14 protein-coding genes and 1 pseudogene are annotated in these 14,621 nt (G+C 73.0%); 8 read left to right on the top strand and 7 right to left on the bottom strand.

The features are described from left to right. Window positions 1–819, bottom strand: a pseudogene (locus ACIQOV_RS05515) (hypothetical protein); the annotation flags it as partial. 182 nt (window positions 820–1,001) lie between these two features. Between ACIQOV_RS05515 and ACIQOV_RS05520 the strand changes: the two are divergent. Both ACIQOV_RS05520 and ACIQOV_RS05525 read left to right on the top strand, forming a co-directional pair. Continuing rightward, on the top strand, window positions 1,002–1,232 hold the full coding sequence (locus tag ACIQOV_RS05520) for a hypothetical protein (RefSeq protein ID WP_359898022.1): 231 nt from the start codon (window positions 1,002–1,004) through the stop codon (window positions 1,230–1,232). A gap of 20 nt (window positions 1,233–1,252) precedes the next feature. Further along, window positions 1,253–2,563, top strand: coding sequence for an amidase (locus ACIQOV_RS05525; protein WP_401045203.1), 1,311 nt, complete (start codon window positions 1,253–1,255; stop codon window positions 2,561–2,563). On the opposite strand, the gene ACIQOV_RS05530 is transcribed toward ACIQOV_RS05525, so the two are convergent. Next, window positions 2,560–3,201 (bottom strand): TetR/AcrR family transcriptional regulator, encoded by a 642-nt coding sequence (locus tag ACIQOV_RS05530; protein WP_401045205.1) that lies wholly within the window; start codon window positions 3,199–3,201, stop codon window positions 2,560–2,562. The two genes, ACIQOV_RS05525 and ACIQOV_RS05530, sit on opposite strands and share 4 nt — an antisense overlap. A gap of 153 nt (window positions 3,202–3,354) precedes the next feature. Here ACIQOV_RS05530 and ACIQOV_RS05535 point away from each other — a divergent pair, with 153 nt between their 5' ends. Both ACIQOV_RS05535 and ACIQOV_RS05540 read left to right on the top strand, forming a co-directional pair. Beyond that, window positions 3,355–4,221: an alpha/beta hydrolase gene (locus ACIQOV_RS05535; RefSeq protein WP_401045207.1), complete on the top strand. Its 867-nt coding sequence runs from the start codon at window positions 3,355–3,357 to the stop codon at window positions 4,219–4,221. Next, window positions 4,218–4,826, top strand: coding sequence for a TIGR03086 family metal-binding protein (locus ACIQOV_RS05540; protein WP_401045209.1), 609 nt, complete (start codon window positions 4,218–4,220; stop codon window positions 4,824–4,826). The genes ACIQOV_RS05535 and ACIQOV_RS05540 overlap by 4 nt, the downstream gene beginning before the upstream one ends. Before the next feature lie 65 nt (window positions 4,827–4,891). Here the strand turns inward: ACIQOV_RS05540 and ACIQOV_RS05545 are convergent, their stop codons facing one another. Beyond that, window positions 4,892–5,035, bottom strand: a complete 144-nt coding sequence (locus tag ACIQOV_RS05545) for a hypothetical protein (protein ID WP_401045212.1) — start codon at window positions 5,033–5,035, stop codon at window positions 4,892–4,894. A 203-nt stretch (window positions 5,036–5,238) separates the two neighbouring features. On the opposite strand from ACIQOV_RS05545, the gene ACIQOV_RS05550 reads away from it, so the two are divergent. Further along, window positions 5,239–6,060: an integrase gene (locus ACIQOV_RS05550; RefSeq protein ID WP_401045214.1), complete on the top strand. Its 822-nt coding sequence runs from the start codon at window positions 5,239–5,241 to the stop codon at window positions 6,058–6,060. 158 nt (window positions 6,061–6,218) lie between these two features. On the opposite strand, the gene ACIQOV_RS05555 is transcribed toward ACIQOV_RS05550, so the two are convergent. Continuing rightward, window positions 6,219–7,178 carry a pirin family protein gene (locus tag ACIQOV_RS05555; RefSeq protein ID WP_401045217.1) on the bottom strand — a complete coding sequence of 320 codons (960 nt, stop codon included), beginning with the start codon at window positions 7,176–7,178 and terminating at the stop codon, window positions 6,219–6,221. Between the two features lie 123 nt (window positions 7,179–7,301). Continuing rightward, window positions 7,302–7,805 carry an SseB family protein gene (locus ACIQOV_RS05560; protein WP_380546231.1) on the bottom strand — a complete coding sequence of 168 codons (504 nt, stop codon included), beginning with the start codon at window positions 7,803–7,805 and terminating at the stop codon, window positions 7,302–7,304. A 213-nt stretch (window positions 7,806–8,018) separates the two neighbouring features. Between ACIQOV_RS05560 and ACIQOV_RS05565 the strand changes: the two genes are divergently transcribed. Together ACIQOV_RS05565 and ACIQOV_RS05570 are read left to right on the top strand one after the other, a co-directional pair. Next, window positions 8,019–9,848: an acyl-CoA dehydrogenase gene (locus tag ACIQOV_RS05565; RefSeq protein WP_401045220.1), complete on the top strand. Its 1,830-nt coding sequence runs from the start codon at window positions 8,019–8,021 to the stop codon at window positions 9,846–9,848. A 282-nt stretch (window positions 9,849–10,130) separates the two neighbouring features. Next, window positions 10,131–11,438, top strand: coding sequence for a M18 family aminopeptidase (locus ACIQOV_RS05570; protein ID WP_380351644.1), 1,308 nt, complete (start codon window positions 10,131–10,133; stop codon window positions 11,436–11,438). A 98-nt stretch (window positions 11,439–11,536) separates the two neighbouring features. Here the strand turns inward: ACIQOV_RS05570 and ACIQOV_RS05575 are convergent, their stop codons facing one another. Together ACIQOV_RS05575 and ACIQOV_RS05580 are read right to left on the bottom strand one after the other, a co-directional pair. Further along, entirely contained in the window at window positions 11,537–13,372 is a 1,836-nt protein-coding gene (locus ACIQOV_RS05575) for an NHL domain-containing thioredoxin family protein (RefSeq protein WP_401045223.1), read from the bottom strand. A 7-nt stretch (window positions 13,373–13,379) separates the two neighbouring features. Further along, on the bottom strand, window positions 13,380–13,976 hold the full coding sequence (locus ACIQOV_RS05580; RefSeq protein WP_401045226.1) for a GNAT family N-acetyltransferase: 597 nt from the start codon (window positions 13,974–13,976) through the stop codon (window positions 13,380–13,382). 128 nt (window positions 13,977–14,104) lie between these two features. On the opposite strand from ACIQOV_RS05580, the gene ACIQOV_RS05585 reads away from it, so the two are divergent. Further along, window positions 14,105–14,593, top strand: a complete 489-nt coding sequence (locus tag ACIQOV_RS05585) for an LURP-one-related/scramblase family protein (protein ID WP_401045229.1) — start codon at window positions 14,105–14,107, stop codon at window positions 14,591–14,593. The last annotated feature ends 28 nt before the right edge of the window (window positions 14,594–14,621 follow it).

Consider the following 14,621-nt stretch of genomic DNA (forward strand, 5'->3'; position numbering starts at 1 on the left):
GCTGTGAGCATGTATGACAGTTTGTATGAGCGCGGTGGCGGCCGGGGCGTTGGTGGCGGGGGCGTTGGTGGCCGTCGTGGCACCGGCCTCGCCCACGTTGAACTCGCCCAGGTAGTCGTCGAGGAACTGGGTGCACGCCTGCGGCTTGTTGTTGGCCGGAGTCGGGACCTTGTCGTTGTCGAAGGCGTCCGAGCCGGCTTCGTAGTTCGCGCCGTAGTGACCGACCGGGGCCTTGGCGGTGGCGGCGATCCGGACCTTGTAGGTGATCTTCTCGCCCTTGGCCAGCTTGAAATCGGGCGCCAGGAGGGCGCGGTCGTCGAGCTTGGCGGGCTTCCAGCCGGACCCGGTGTCCAGCTGGACGTCGAAGAACTCGGTGCTCCACTGGACCGGACGGTCCCCGAACTCATCGGTCACGTAGAGGGAGTTGTGGACGACGGGGAGGTCGACGCCGCTCTTGTTCTCCCAGGTCATGGTCATCTCGGCGGCTTGGCCGCCCTTGACCAGGGTGGTGCCGTACAGGCCGGTGCCGGTGACCTTGAGCAGGTTGCTCTGGTAGACGCCCCCGTGGCAGCGGTTGTCGACGGTCGGCGTCGGCACCGGCCGGGTCGGCAGGTTCGTCGGCTTGGCGGTGGCCGTCGGGGTCGGGCTGCCGGGGGTGGTGGCGCCGGCGCTCGGCGGGGCGGAGGCCGACGGAGTGGCCGTGGCGCCGGCGCTCGGAGAGGCGGTGATGCCCACGGCACCGGCGGTGGCGGCGCCGACGGTGGCGCCGAGCGAGAGTGCCACCAGCGTGGACGCGGCCAGGAGTCGGGAAGTGCGCATGGTGAAGGGCCCCCATTTTTGGATGAATTTGGCTGAAATCAGGCGAATTGAGGCCATGGCCGAGCCGCTGGCACTGGTCGCGACCGCGCACCCTACCGTGCTGCTGTGGCCGGATTTCGACCAGGGGACGGTCTGCCGTCCTCCGGTTGCCGGGCGCGCGCGGCGGCCGGACGATGGGGGGCATGATGCACCAGATGCGAGCCGAGTACGGCGCCGGCGGCGAGGCCGGCGGAGTGCGGCTGTGGCACGTGGTCCGGGGTGAGGAGAGCGTGGCGATGTGCGGCCGCGAGCTCGATCCGCAGGCGCGGGTGCGGTCGGCGGTGGACTGGGGGAAGACCCCGGAGCTGTGCTGCCACACCTGTGGGGCGTACTTCCTGCGCGAGGCGCCGTACCTGGCGGCCGAGCACCCGTAAACGGCGCTACCGTGCTCGGCATGGAGGAACCCCTCGTCCGGCCGCGGCCGTTGACCGACGAGGCCGCCGGGCTGCGGGCCGGTGTGCCGGAACTTTCCGAGTACGTCGACCGGTTGTGCGCGCTGGTCGAGCGGGTGGACCCGCTGATCCACGCGTTCGTGCCGGAGCCCGGCCGGCACGAACGGCTGCGGGCGCAGGCGCGGGAGCTGGCCGCGCGGTACCCGGAGCGGGACGGGCGGCCGCCGCTGTACGGGGTGGCGGTGGGCGTCAAGGACATCGTGCGCGTGGACGGGCTGCCCACGCACGGCGGTTCGGCGCTGCCGCCCGGGGTGCTGGCCGGGCCGCAGGCCGTGGTGGTGGACCGGCTGCGGGCGGCGGGGGCGCTGGTCGCGGGCAAGACGGTGACCGCCGAGTTCGCCGCGAGCGCCCCGGGTCCGACCCGCAATCCGCACCGCCCGGGGCACACCCCGGGCGGCTCCAGCAGCGGTTCGGCGGCGGCGGTCGCGGCCGGGCTGGTGCCGCTGGCGATCGGCACCCAGACGGTCGGCTCGGTGATCCGCCCGGCCGCGTACTGCGGGGTGGTGGGCTTCCGGCCGACGTACGGGCGGATCCCGATCGCGGGGGTGATCCCGAACGCGCCGAGCTTCGACACCCTGGGGACCTTCACCGCCGACCTGGCGGGCGCCGCCCTGGTGGCCCCGCTGCTCTGCGACGACTGGCGACCGGAGCGCGGCGAGGCGCCCGGACCTGTGCTCGGGGTGCCGGACGGCACGTACCTGGAGTACGCCGAACCGGCCGCGCTGCAGGCCTTCGAGGAGCAGCTGGCGCGGTTGGCGCGGGCCGGGTTCACGGTGCGCCGGGTCGAGCTGTTCCCCGACTTCGCCGGGATCACCCGGCGGCTGCAGACGGTCAACCGCTTCGAGCTGGCCCGCGGCCACGCCGACTGGTTCGCCCGCTTCGGCGGGCTCTACCGGCCGGAGACGGTGGCGGGCATCCGGGCCGGCCGGGCCGTCGCGGCCGAGGACCGGGAGGCCGCCCTGCGGTTCCGGGAGCGGCTGGTCGAACGGGTGGCCGCGGCGGGTGCGGCGGCCGGGGTGGACCTGTGGCTGGCGCCCTCGGCGACCGGCGGGGCGCCGGAGGGCCTGCACAGCACCGGGGACGCGGTGATGTCGCTGCCGTGGAGCTTCCTCGGGCGGCCCGCGCTGAGCCTGCCGGCCGGGCGGACCGCGGAGGGGCTGCCGCTGGGGCTCCAGGTGGTCGGCGCGGCGGGCGGCGACGAGCGGCTGCTGGCCCAGGCGGCCTTCATCGAAGGGGTGTTGGCGGGGCGTTAGGCGAGCGCCGGGTCGGCCGGGTCGGTGGCCTCGGCGCGCAGCAGGCGCAGCAGCAGGCGGCCGGCCCGTTCGTACGGGGCGTCCTCGTCGTGCAGCACGGCCTGGGAGTTGGCCGTCTCCAGGACCGCGATCAGGGCGAAGGCGAGGTCCCCGAGGTCGGTGTCGGGGCGCAGGCCACCGGTGGCCCGGGCGGCGTCGAGGGCCTCGACGACGGTGTCGGACCACTCCCGGGCGCAGCCGGCCAGGGCGTCCCGGACGGGGCCGGGGCGGGCGTCGAACTCGGCGGTGACCTCGTAGAAGAAGCAGCCGCCGGGGAAGACCCGGGCGCGGGAGTAGGCGAGCCAGCTCTCGCAGAGGGCGCGGGCCCGGGCGAGGCCGGGCGGGACGTCGGCGACCGGGGCGACGACGGCGTCGGCGAAGATCCGGCGGGCGGCCCGGACGGTGGCGAGCTGCAGCTCCTCCTTGGAGCCGAAGCCGGCGAAGACGCCGCTCTTGCTGAGCCCGAGGTCGGTGGCGAGGCGGCCGATGGAGAGCGCGTCCAGGCCCTCGACGGAGGCGATGGAGACGGCGCGGCGCAGCACCGCCCGGCGGGTCTCCTCGCCGCGCAGGACCCGTCCGTCGGTGGTCGGTCCGGCCATCGTCCGCCCCTGTTCTGCTCGTCGTGCGTGCCGCCCAGGGTAGTGCGTGGACCTCGGGGGCCTCGGAAAGCCTCTGAAAACTGCACGAACGATCGTGCTAATATCTCGACGCGAGCGAGGCGTGACAAGGAGCGCGGAGAGCAGGGAGATCCGATGGACCCGGTTCAGGCACTGATCCGTACGACCCTCAACCCCACGGCCCGGATCGCTCCCGGCCTGGCCGGGCGGGCCGCCTTCGAACTGTTCACGCACCCGGTGCGGCGCAGCCGGGTGCGCGACTCGGAGCGGGAGGTGCACGGGCGGGCGGTCACCGAGCGGCTCGCCGTGGGCGGCAAACCGGTGGTCGGCTACCGCTGGGGGAGCGGCGAGCGGCCGGTCCTGCTGCTGCACGGCTGGCGCTCCCGGGCCTCCCGGTTCGCCCCGTACGTGCCCCGGCTGCGGGCGCTCGGGCTGAGCGCCGTCGCCTTCGACGCGCCGGGCCACGGCGACTCCGGCGGCCGGACCACCAGCGTGCTGGAGTACCGCGAGCTCGCGCTGCAACTCCAGGAGCGGTACGGGCCGTTCGAGGCGGTGGTGGCGCACTCGCTCGGCGTCTGCGCGGCTTTCGGAGCGCTGGCCGACGGCCTGCGGGCCGGGCGGCTGGCGGCCGTCTCCGGGGTGTCCCGGGTCGGCTTCTTCCCGGCCGCGTTCTGTGCCGGGCTCGGGTTGAACGCCGAGGTCGAGCGGGCGCTGCGGGAGCGGATCGAGCGGGAGCTGTTCGGCGGGGACGCCGGGGGCTGGGAACGCTACGACGCGGCGCGCCGGGTCGAGGCGGTCGCCGGGCCGGTGCTGGTGGTGCACGACGAGGGCGACGGCATCGTCCCGCCGAGCGAGGCGCAGCGGCTGCGCGGGGCGTACGGGGAGCGGCTGGACCTGGTGGTCACTCAGGGGCTCGGCCACCGCCGGATTATCGCGGAGCCGACCGTCGTTGATCAGGTGATCGGATTCATCTCTGCCGGCCGGGAGGTCGCTGTCGCATGAGGATCGTCGAACTGCACGCACAGGCCATGGAGTTGGCCGTCCAGGTGGTGGACGGCCTACGGCCGGACCAACTCGACCTGCCCACCCCCTGCGCCGGGTGGACGCTGCGCAAGCTGCTGGAGCACTGCGTCGGCCAGCACCAGGGCTTCGCCGCGGCCGCCCGCGGTGCCGGGCCCGACCTCGCGCTGTTCGCGGACGCCCCGCTCGGCGCGGACCCGGCGGGCGCCTTCCGCCGCACCGGTACCGACCTCGTCGAGGCCTTCCGAGCGGCGGCCGCCGAGGACCGGCCGCTCTGGCTGCCCGAGATCCGCGACGGCGGCCCGTTCCCGTTCACCCAGGCGGTGGGCTTCCACCTGCTGGACACCCTGGTGCACGGCTGGGACGTCGCCGCCGCGCTCGGCACCGCGGACGGACTGGTCGCGGCGGTGGACGGCGACGACGCGCTGGCCGCCGCGCTGCTGACGGTGACCGAGGCCGTCCCGAACACCGAGGAACACCGGGCGCCCGGCCGGGCCTTCGGCCCGGGGCTCGAACCCGGCGGCGGCGACGGGCGGTTCGCCCGCGCCCTGGCGCTGCTCGGCCGCGACCCGGCCTGGAAGCCGTAGCGGCTCGGGGGTGCAGGGCCTCCGGGCCTTCTAGGGTTTCCGGGACGCAGGGGATCCCGGAAACCCTAGGACGCCCGGGTGGCCCCGGAGCCCCGGGTGTCGGGGCCGCGCTGCTCGTCGGGGAAGCGCGGCCCGCCGATCAGGAAGAGCAGGGCGGCGGTCGGGAAGCCGAGCGAGGCGGCCAGCAACACGATGAACTGCCAGAACATCTTCCGCTCCTCGTCAGTCGCGGGCGGCCCGGACACCCGAAGGTGATCCCAAACCCGGCCCGCTCCGATTGGCCGAATCGTCCGGTCACTGTCCGACGGTATGGCCGAATCACCCCGGCTGCCACCGGGCGTCGCGCCCCGGCCCGCGCCACACCGGCGCACGGGTCTGGGCGCGGGCCACGCGCGGCGGCCACACTGTCGGGATGCAGCTACAGCTCGCAGGGGAAGCACGGCGGCCCGACCGCGAGAGCGAGGACTTCGTGGCGGCCTCGCCGGAGGCGCTGGTCCTGCTGGACGGCGCGAGCTCGCCGGCCGGTCTGGAGTCCGGGTGCCGGCACGGGACGGCCTGGTACGTGCGCCGGCTGGGCGTGCACCTGCTCGCCCGGCTCACCGACCGGGCGGACCGTTCGATCGCCGAGTGCCTGGCCGACGCCATCGTGGAGACGGCCGCGCTGCACGGCGGCCGCTGCGACCTCGCCCACCCCAACACCCCCGCCGCGATGGTCGTCGCGGCCCGGCGGCACGGCGAGGCGCTGGAGTACCTGGTGCTCGGCGACTCCCTGCTGGTGCTGGAGTTGAAGGACGGTCCGCCGAAGGTGATCGGGGACAACCAGCGCTTCCCCGCGGGGGAGGAGCTGCGCCACCAGGTCTGGGAGACCGTCCCCGGCTCGGCCGAGCGGGCCGCGCTGCACCTGGAGTACGCGATGGCCGTACGCGCCGCCCGCAACCGGGGTGCCGGACCGTGGATCGCCGCCGCGAGCCCCCGGGCGGCCGAGCACGCCGAGACCGGCTTCGTCCGGCTGGACCGGCTGCACGCGCTGGCGGCCCTCACCGACGGTGCCTCGCGCTACACCGAGCGCTTCGGGTTGGGCAGTTGGGGCGACGTGCTGCGGCTGCTCGCCGAGTCGGGGCCGGGCGAGCTGATCGCCCAGGTCCGGGCGGTGGAGCGGGCGGACGCCGGCTGCGAGCGCTGGCCGCGCGGCAAGACGCACGACGACGCCTCGGCCCTCTACGCGCTGCTGTAGCGGAGCCGGGACCCGGCCCCGGACCGCGGGCGCGGGGTCGGGGTCGGGCGGCGCAAGAGACGACAGAACGACAGAACCACAGAACCACAGAACGGCGGAACGGCGGAACGGCCGCAGGCGACACCTGCGACCGTTCCGCCGTTCCGGCTCCGGGGCCCTCAGTGGCCGTCGGCGGGGACGGTGCCGAGCCGGCCGGCCTGGAAGTCCTCCATGGCCTGCTGGAGTTCGCGGTGGCTGTTCATCACGAACGGGCCGTACCAGGCGACGGGTTCGCGGATCGGGAGGCCGCCGAGGAGGACGACCTCGAAGGTGGCGTTGCGCGAGTCCTGCTTCTCGTCGGCGCGCAGGGTGATGGAGTCGCCGTCGCCGAAGACGACGGCCTGGCCCATGTGGAACGGGCGCCGCTCGGCGCCGGCCGAGCCGCTGCCCGCGAGGCCGTAGGCGAGGGCGTTGAAGTCGGCGCGCCAGGGCAGGGTGATCTGGGCGCCGGGGCTGATCGACGCGTGGATCATGGTGATCGGGGTGTGGGTGGTGCCGGGGCCCTGGTGGCCGTCGAGCTCGCCCGCGATGACCCGGAGCAGCGCGCCGCCGTCCTCGGTGCTGAGCAGCTTGACGCTGCCGCCGCGGATGTCCTGGTACTTCGGGGCGATCATCTTGTCCGAGGCGGGCAGGTTCACCCACAGCTGGAGGCCGTGGAAGAGGCCGCCGGACATCACCAGCGACTCCGGCGGGCTCTCGATGTGCAGCAGGCCGGAGCCGGCCGTCATCCACTGGGTGTCGCCGTCGGTGATGGTGCCGCCGCCGCCGTGCGAGTCCTGGTGGATGAACGTTCCGTCGATGATGTAGGTGACGGTCTCGAAGCCGCGGTGCGGGTGCCAGGGGGTGCCCTTGGGCTCGCCGGCCGCGTAGTCCACCTCGCCCATCTGGTCCATCATGATGAACGGGTCGAGGTACTTGGTGTTGATCTTGGCGAAGGCGCGGCGGACGGGGAAGCCCTCGCCTTCGAAGCCCTCGGGGGCGGTCGCCACGGTGAGGACCGGCCGTGCGCTCGTGACGGCGGGGTCCGGCGTGGTGACGCGCGGGAGGGTCAGCGGGTTGTCGACGGTCACGGCGGGCATGTCGGCCTCCTTCGGGGGGTGTCTGGCCTACGTGCACGAGGTTAGTTCAATTCTCAACAACAAGCAAGTTGAAAATTGAACTATGTAGAGACGGAGGAGCGGGGGCTCCTCTTCCAGGATGGGTCAGCCGTACATCCGGCGCATCGTGAAGTCGACCATCTGCTCGACGGCCTTGGCGTCGAACACCATCCGGTGCTCGCCCTCCATGTCCAGCGCGAAGCCGTAGCCGGTCGGCAGCAGGTCCAGGACCTCGGCGCCGGTCACGGTGAAGTGCTTGGACTCCTTGCCCGCGTAGCGGCGCAGCTCCTTCAGCGAGCTGAACATGGGGATCACCGGCGTCGGGGTGTTGTGCAGCGCCAGGAAGCCGGGGCGGTCGCCGCGGGGGCAGTGCACCTTCGAGGTGATGAAGATCGCCTGGAAGTCCTCGACCGCCATCGAGCCGGTGGTGAAGGCCCGCACGGCGTCCGCGAGTGAGGGCGGCGACGGTTCGGGGTACAGGGACTGCTGGGGGGCCTGCGACTGCCCGCCGTAGGCGTCGGGTCCGGGCATGCCGTTCATGCCCTGCTGCGGTCCCGCCTGCTGCTGGTAGGGGTCGCCCGGGTATGTGTTCTGGTCATATCCGTACACACGGACAGGCTAGCGGGAGCGCACCCTCTTGTGCTGGCATCGATCCTGACAAGGAGTGGTCGCCCCGACTGTGGGACGTGACCACGTTCATAGCGGATTCACCGGCGGGGGCTTGCCCAAGTTACCGCTGGGTAGCATCATGATGCCTACTGGTGGGTACGGGACGCCGGAACGCGGCGGTCTCCCGGAAGCGACGAACCGGAGATAACGGCCATGGGTCACTACAAGTCCAACCTGCGGGACGTGGAGTTCAACCTCTTCGAGGTGTTCGGCCGCGAGCAGGTGTACGGCACCGGACCGTTCGCGGACATGGACGTCGAGACCGCGAAGAACATCCTCAGCGAGATCGCACGCCTCGCCGAGAACGACCTCGCGGCGTCCTTCGCCGACACCGACCGCAACCCGCCGGTGTTCGACCCGGAGACCAACACCGCGCCGGTCCCGGCCGCCTTCAAGAAGAGCTACCAGACCTTCATGGACGCCGAGTGGTGGCGTCTGGGCATCCCGGAGTCGATCGGTGGCCAGGTCACCCCGAACTCGCTGATCTGGGCCTTCGCCGAGCAGATCCTGGGCTCCAACCCGGCCATCTGGATGTACTCCTCCGGCCCGGCCTTCGCCGGCGTCATCGCCGAGGAGGGCACCGAGGAGCAGCTTGAGATCGCCAAGCGGATGACCGACCGCCTGTGGGGCTCCACCATGGTCCTCACCGAGCCCGACGCGGGCTCCGACGTGGGCGCCGGCCGCACCAAGGCGATCCAGCAGGAGGACGGCTCCTGGCACATCGAGGGCGTGAAGCGCTTCATCACCTCGGGCGAGCACGACATGTCCGAGAACATCATCCACATGGTGCTGGCCCGCCCCGAGGGCGGCAAGCCGGGCACCAAGGGCCTGGGCCTGTTCATCGTCCCCAAGTTCGACTTCGACTGGGAGACCGGCGAGCTGGGCGAGCGCAACGGCGCCTACGCCACCAACGTCGAGCACAAGATGGGCCTCAAGGCCTCGAACACCTGCGAGATGACCTTCGGTGCCAAGCACCCGGCCAAGGGCTGGCTGCTCGGCGAGAAGGTCGACGGCATCCGCCAGATGTTCAAGATCATCGAGTTCGCCCGCATGATGGTCGGCACGAAGGCCATCGCCACCCTCTCCACCGGCTACCTGAACGCCCTGGAGTACGCCAAGGAGCGCGTGCAGGGCGCCGACATATCGCAGTTCCTGGACAAGACCGCCCCGCGCGTCACCATCACCCACCACCCGGACGTGCGCCGCTCGCTGCTGACCCAGAAGGCCTACGCCGAGGGCATGCGCGCGCTGGTCCTGTTCACCGCGTCCACCCAGGACGACATGATGGCCGCCAAGCTGCGCGGCGAGCGCGACGAGGCCGCCGAGCGCCTCAACGACCTGCTGCTGCCGATCGTCAAGGGCTACGGCTCGGAGAAGTCCTACGAGCAGCTCGCCCAGTCGCTCCAGACCTTCGGCGGCTCCGGGTACCTCCAGGAGTACCCGATCGAGCAGTACATCCGGGACGCCAAGATCGACACCCTGTACGAGGGCACCACGGCGATCCAGGGCCAGGACTTCTTCTTCCGCAAGATCGTCAAGGACGGCGGCCAGGCGCTCACCGCGCTGAACGAGCAGATCCAGAAGTTCATCGGCTCCGCCGAGGGCGGCGACGCCCTGGCCGCCGAGCGCGACCTGCTCGCCAAGGCCGCGGGCGACCTGGAGGCCATCGTCGGCAAGCTGATCGCCGACCTGACCTCGGTCGAGCAGGACGTCAAGAACATGTACAAGGTGGGCCTCAACACCACCCGCCTGCTGATGGTCTCCGGCGACGTCGTGGTCGGCTGGCTGCTGCTGCGCCAGGCCGCGGTGGCCCTGGCCAAGCTGGAGGCCGGCGCCTCGGAGAAGGACGTCCCCTTCTACCAGGGCAAGGTCGCGGCGGCCCGCTTCTTCGCCAAGAACGTCCTGCCGACCGTCGCCCCGCAGCGACTGATCGCCGAGGGCATCGACAACGAGATCATGGAGCTGGCGGAGGAGGCCTTCTAGGTCACCCGTCCCGGGGCCACCCGCCACCGCCCTTCCCGGGGCGCGCCGTGCGGGACGCCTCCCGGCATTCGAACCGCCTGACACACCCTCGCACCGAAGGGCCCGGCTGCCACCGGGCCCTTCGGTGTGTCCGCGGCCGCGGTCCGGAGGACGGAAACCACCGGCCGCGCGGGCCGGTTCGCGGCTGAGGCGTTCCGAATGCCGTGTCCGTGTACGGGCATATGCTCAGGTGCGAAGTCGACTCCCCATCCGGCTTCGGCCCTCACTCGACCCAGGAGCAGTATGTCGACCGCCGCCCGCCAGGCATTTTTCGACCGGACGCACAGCGACGACCTGATCGCGTTCCTCGGTACCTCGCCCTCGCCGTACCACGCGGTGGCGAGCGCCGCGGAGCGGCTGGAGAAGGCGGGCTTCCGGCAGGTCGCCGAGACGGACGCGTGGGACGACGCGGCCGGCGGGCGCTACCTGATCCGCGGGGGCGCGCTGATCGCCTGGTACCTGCCGCAGGGGGCGGGCCCCGAGACCCCGTTCCGGATCGTCGGCACCCACACCGACTCGCCCAACCTGCGGGTCAAGCCCGTCCCGGACACCGGTTCCGAGGGCTGGCGGCAGGTCGCGGTGGAGATCTACGGCGGCGTCCCGCTGAACACCTGGCTGGACCGCGACCTCGGCCTCTCCGGCCGGCTCGCGCTCAAGGACGGCACCGTCCGGCTGGTCCAGCTGGACGAGCCGCTGCTGCGCGTCCCGCAGCTCGCCATCCACCTGGACCGCCAGGTCAACGAGGGCATGAAGCTCGACAAGCAGCGCCACCTCACCCCGATCTGGGGCCTCGGCCCGGTCGACGAGGGCGCGCTGATCTCCTACGTCGCCGGGCGGGCCGGTCTGGCCGCCGCCGACGTGGTCGGCTGGGACCTCATGACCCACGACGTCCAGCCCGCCTCCTACCTGGGCCGCGACCGCGAGCTGCTGGCCGCCCCGCGCCTGGACAACCTGCTCTCGGTGCACGCGGCCACCGCCGCGCTCGCCGCCGTCGCCACCGCCGACGGCGCCGCCGACCTGCCGTACATCCCGGTGCTGGCCGCCTTCGACCACGAGGAGACCGGCAGCGAGTCCGACACCGGCGCGCAGAGCCCCCTGCTCGGCAACGTCATGGACCGGACGATCCACGCGCGCGGCGGCACCACCGAGGACCGGGCCCGGGCGCTCGCCGGCACCGTCTGCCTCTCCTCGGACATGGGCCACGCCGTCCACCCGAACTACAGCGAGCGGCACGAGCCGGGCCACCACCCGATGCCGAACGGCGGGCCGATCCTCAAGGTCAACGTCAACAACCGCTACGCGACCGACGGCGTCGGCCGGGCGGTGTTCGCGGCCGCCTGCGAGAAGGCCGGCGTGCCGTGGCAGAGCTTCGTCTCCAACAACGCCATGCCCTGCGGGACGACGATCGGCCCGATCACGGCGGCGCGACTGGGCATCAGGACGGTGGACTGCGGTATCGCGGCGCTCTCCATGCACTCGGCGCGCGAGCTGTGCGGGGCGGAGGACCCGTACCTGCTGGCGAGCGCGCTCAAGGCCTTCCTGGAGGGCTGAGAACGGCGGCGAGGGGGGCCCGGCGGTCGTCCGCCGGGCCCCTTCGCGTCGTCCCGCGCCGTTCAGTGGCGCCGCGCGTCGTCCCGCGCCGTCCGGCGTTACTCCATCCCGGCGAGGACCAGCGGCAGGCGGCGGGCGCCGTCGGCCACCAGCGTCACCGGCACGCCCCAGTCCTGCTGGTGCACGTGGCAGGCCGGGTACTCGATCTCCGGGTCGTCGTCGCAGGAGGCGGCCATCGCCGAGACGTGCAGCACGCCCTCGGTGACCTCGGCGGAGAGCACCAGTTCACGGGAGAGGTCGGTGTCCGCGCCCGCGCCGGAGACCAGCAGCTCGGGCGGGGTCGCGCTGACCAGCAGCCGGGTGGAGGGGCCGTAGCGCTCGTCCAGCTTCTGGCCGTTCGGCGCCTCGAAGACCACGTCCAGCCGGAAGGGGCCCGGGGCGACCTCGGTGGCCGCGCGCCGGGTGCGGTGCGCCACCGACTCGACCTGCACCGCCTCCTCCGGCAGCCGCAGCCTGGTCAGCCGGTGCCGGGCCGACTCGACCACCACGATGTCCCCGTCCACCAGGACCGCCCCGGAGGGCTCGCGCAGGTCGGTGGCCAGGGTGCTGACCTCGCCGCTCGCCGGGTCGTAGCGGCGCAGCGCGTGGTTGTAGGTGTCGGCGACGGCCACCGAGCCGTCCGGCAGCACGGTGACGCCCAGCGGGTGCTGGAACAGTGCCTGACCGGCCGCGCCGTCGCGGTGGCCGAAGTCGAACAGGCCGCTGCCGACGGCGGTGCGGACCGCCTTTGTTTCACGTGAAACCCAGCGCAGCGAGGAGGTCTCGGAGTCGGCGACCCAGAGCCGCTCGCCGTCCGCCGACACCGCGAGGCCGGACGACTGGGCGAACCAGGCCTCGGCGGCGGGTCCGTCCACCAGGCCCTCGTTGGTGGTGCCGGCCGCGACCGCGACGGTGCCGGCGGCCGGGTCGTACGACCACAGCTGGTGCACGCCCGCCATCGCGATCCACACCCGGCCGTCGAACCAGGCGACGTCCCACGGCGAGGAGAGGTCCACCTCGCGGGCCGGGCCCTCGGTGGCCGAGCCCTGCCACCACTGGCGGCCGGTGCCGGCCAGGGTGGTCACCCGGCCGTCGGCGAGGCGGACACCGCGCAGGGAGTGGTTGACGGTGTCGGCCACGACCACGTCGTAGTCGTACGGGTGGCCCTCGGGAAGCAGTGCGAGGCCCTGCGGCTCGCTGAACCTCGGGCCGGCGCCGTCCGCGCCGTCGCCGTCCACCAGGCCGCGCTGCCCGTCGCCGATCCGGCGCACCACCGTCTCGCCGTCCTCGGCCAGCTCGACCAGCGAGTGGTGGCCGGAGTCGGCGACCAGGAAGTGGCCGTTCGGCAGCCGGACCGCCTTGCCGGGGAACTTGAGGTCCCCGGCGCTCGGCTCCGGCGCCACGTACGGGCCGTCGCCGCGGCGCAGCGTGCCCTTCGCGGCGTGCTCTGCCTCCAGCTCCTCGACCAGCCGGGCGAGCGCGTGGGCGTGGCCCTCGCCGGCGTGCTGGGCGACCACGTAGCCCTCCGGGTCGATCACCACCAGCGTCGGCCAGGCCCGGACGGCGTACTGCTTCCAGGTCACCAGCGCCGGGTCGTCCAGCACCGGGTGGTGCACCTCGTAGCGGGCGACGGCGTCGACGACCGCCTGGTGGTCGGCCTCGTGCACGAACTTCGGCGAGTGCACCCCGACGATCACCACGGTGTCGCGGTGCTTCTCCTCCAGCTCCCGCAGCTCGTCCAGGACGTGCAGACAGTTGATGCAGCAGAAGGTCCAGAAGTCCAGGATGGTGATCTTGCCCCGGAAGTCGGCGAGCGCGAGCTCCTTGCCGCCGGTGTTCAGCCAACCGCCTGCCCCGACCAGCTCGGGGGCGCGTACACGTGCACGAGATGCCATGCGTCAATCAAACCGCACGCCGGGTGCCCGCATTCCGGGCGTGCCGGGTGAGGTCGGACTGCCAGCGGGTCTCGCCGTCCTGGGTGCGGGTGGTGGGGCGCAGGCCGAGGGCGCGGGCGACGGCGGCGGAGGCGTGGTGGTCGGGGTGGATGTGGGCGGCGGCGGTGGTGACGCCGGCGTCGGCGAGGTGGGCGAGCAGGGTGCGGGCGGCCTCGGTGGCCAGGCCGCGGCGCTGCCAGGGGGTGCCGACCACCCAGGCGACCTCGGCCTCGGAGGCGTCGGGGCGGACGGTGGCCTGCACGTAGCCGGTGAGGGCGCCGTCGGCGCGCAGCCGCAGCACCCAGTTGCCCCAGGCCTCGGCCGGGTCGGGGGAGCCGGCGGCGAGCCGGGCGCAGCGGGCGCGCTGCTCCTCGACGGTGGCCGGGCGGCCGCCGGTGAAGGCGTGCAGGGCCGGGTCGGCGAGCGCGGCCGCCAGCTCCTCGGCGTGCCCGGGGGCGATCGGCAGCAGGTCGAGGCGCTCGCTGCGCAGCTCGGCGGTGGTGAGGCCGCTGGTGAGGCTGTTGGTGAGGTCGTTGGTGAGGCCGTTGGTGAGGTCGGGGTGCATGGCGGTATTGAAGGGGACCGGGGGCCGCCGTGCGACGGGGTTTTCGGCCGGTGCTCCGTGGCGGTGCTTCTCCGCGGCCGGGCGCTCGGGGTCGAATGGGGCGACGTCACCACGGAGGAGGTCGCACGGTGCGGTATCTGGTCAGGGAGAAGCTGTTCGCGGTCGGCGAGGACTACTGGATCGAGGACGACCGGGGGCACAAGGCGTTCCTGGTGGACGGCAAGGTCCTGCGGCTGCGGGACACCTTCGAGCTGAAGGACGCGCACGGGCGGGTGGTCGCGGTGGTGAGGGAGAAGATGCTCACCGTCCGCGACGCGATGAGGATCGAGGACGCCGACGGCGAGGTGGTCGCCACCGTCCGGGAGAAGCTGTTCACCCCGTTCCGGGACAAGTACCTGGTGGAGCTGGCCTCCGGCGGCGAGCTGAAGATCCACGGCAACCTGATCGACAAGGACTACCGGGTCGAGAACCAGCACGGCGACGAGCTGGCCCGGATCAGCCGCAAGTGGTTCCGGATCCGGGACACCTACGGGGTGGAGATCGCCGACGGCGCGGACGCCGGTCTGCTGCTGGCCGTCGCGGCCTGCGTCGACCACCTGGTGCAGGAGGAGGACTGACCCGTCCCCGGTTTCCCGGTCCCCGGTC

It is taken from the genome of Kitasatospora sp. NPDC091257, assembly GCF_044757675.1.
Classification (GTDB): Bacteria; Actinomycetota; Actinomycetes; order Streptomycetales; family Streptomycetaceae; genus Kitasatospora; species Kitasatospora lactacystinica.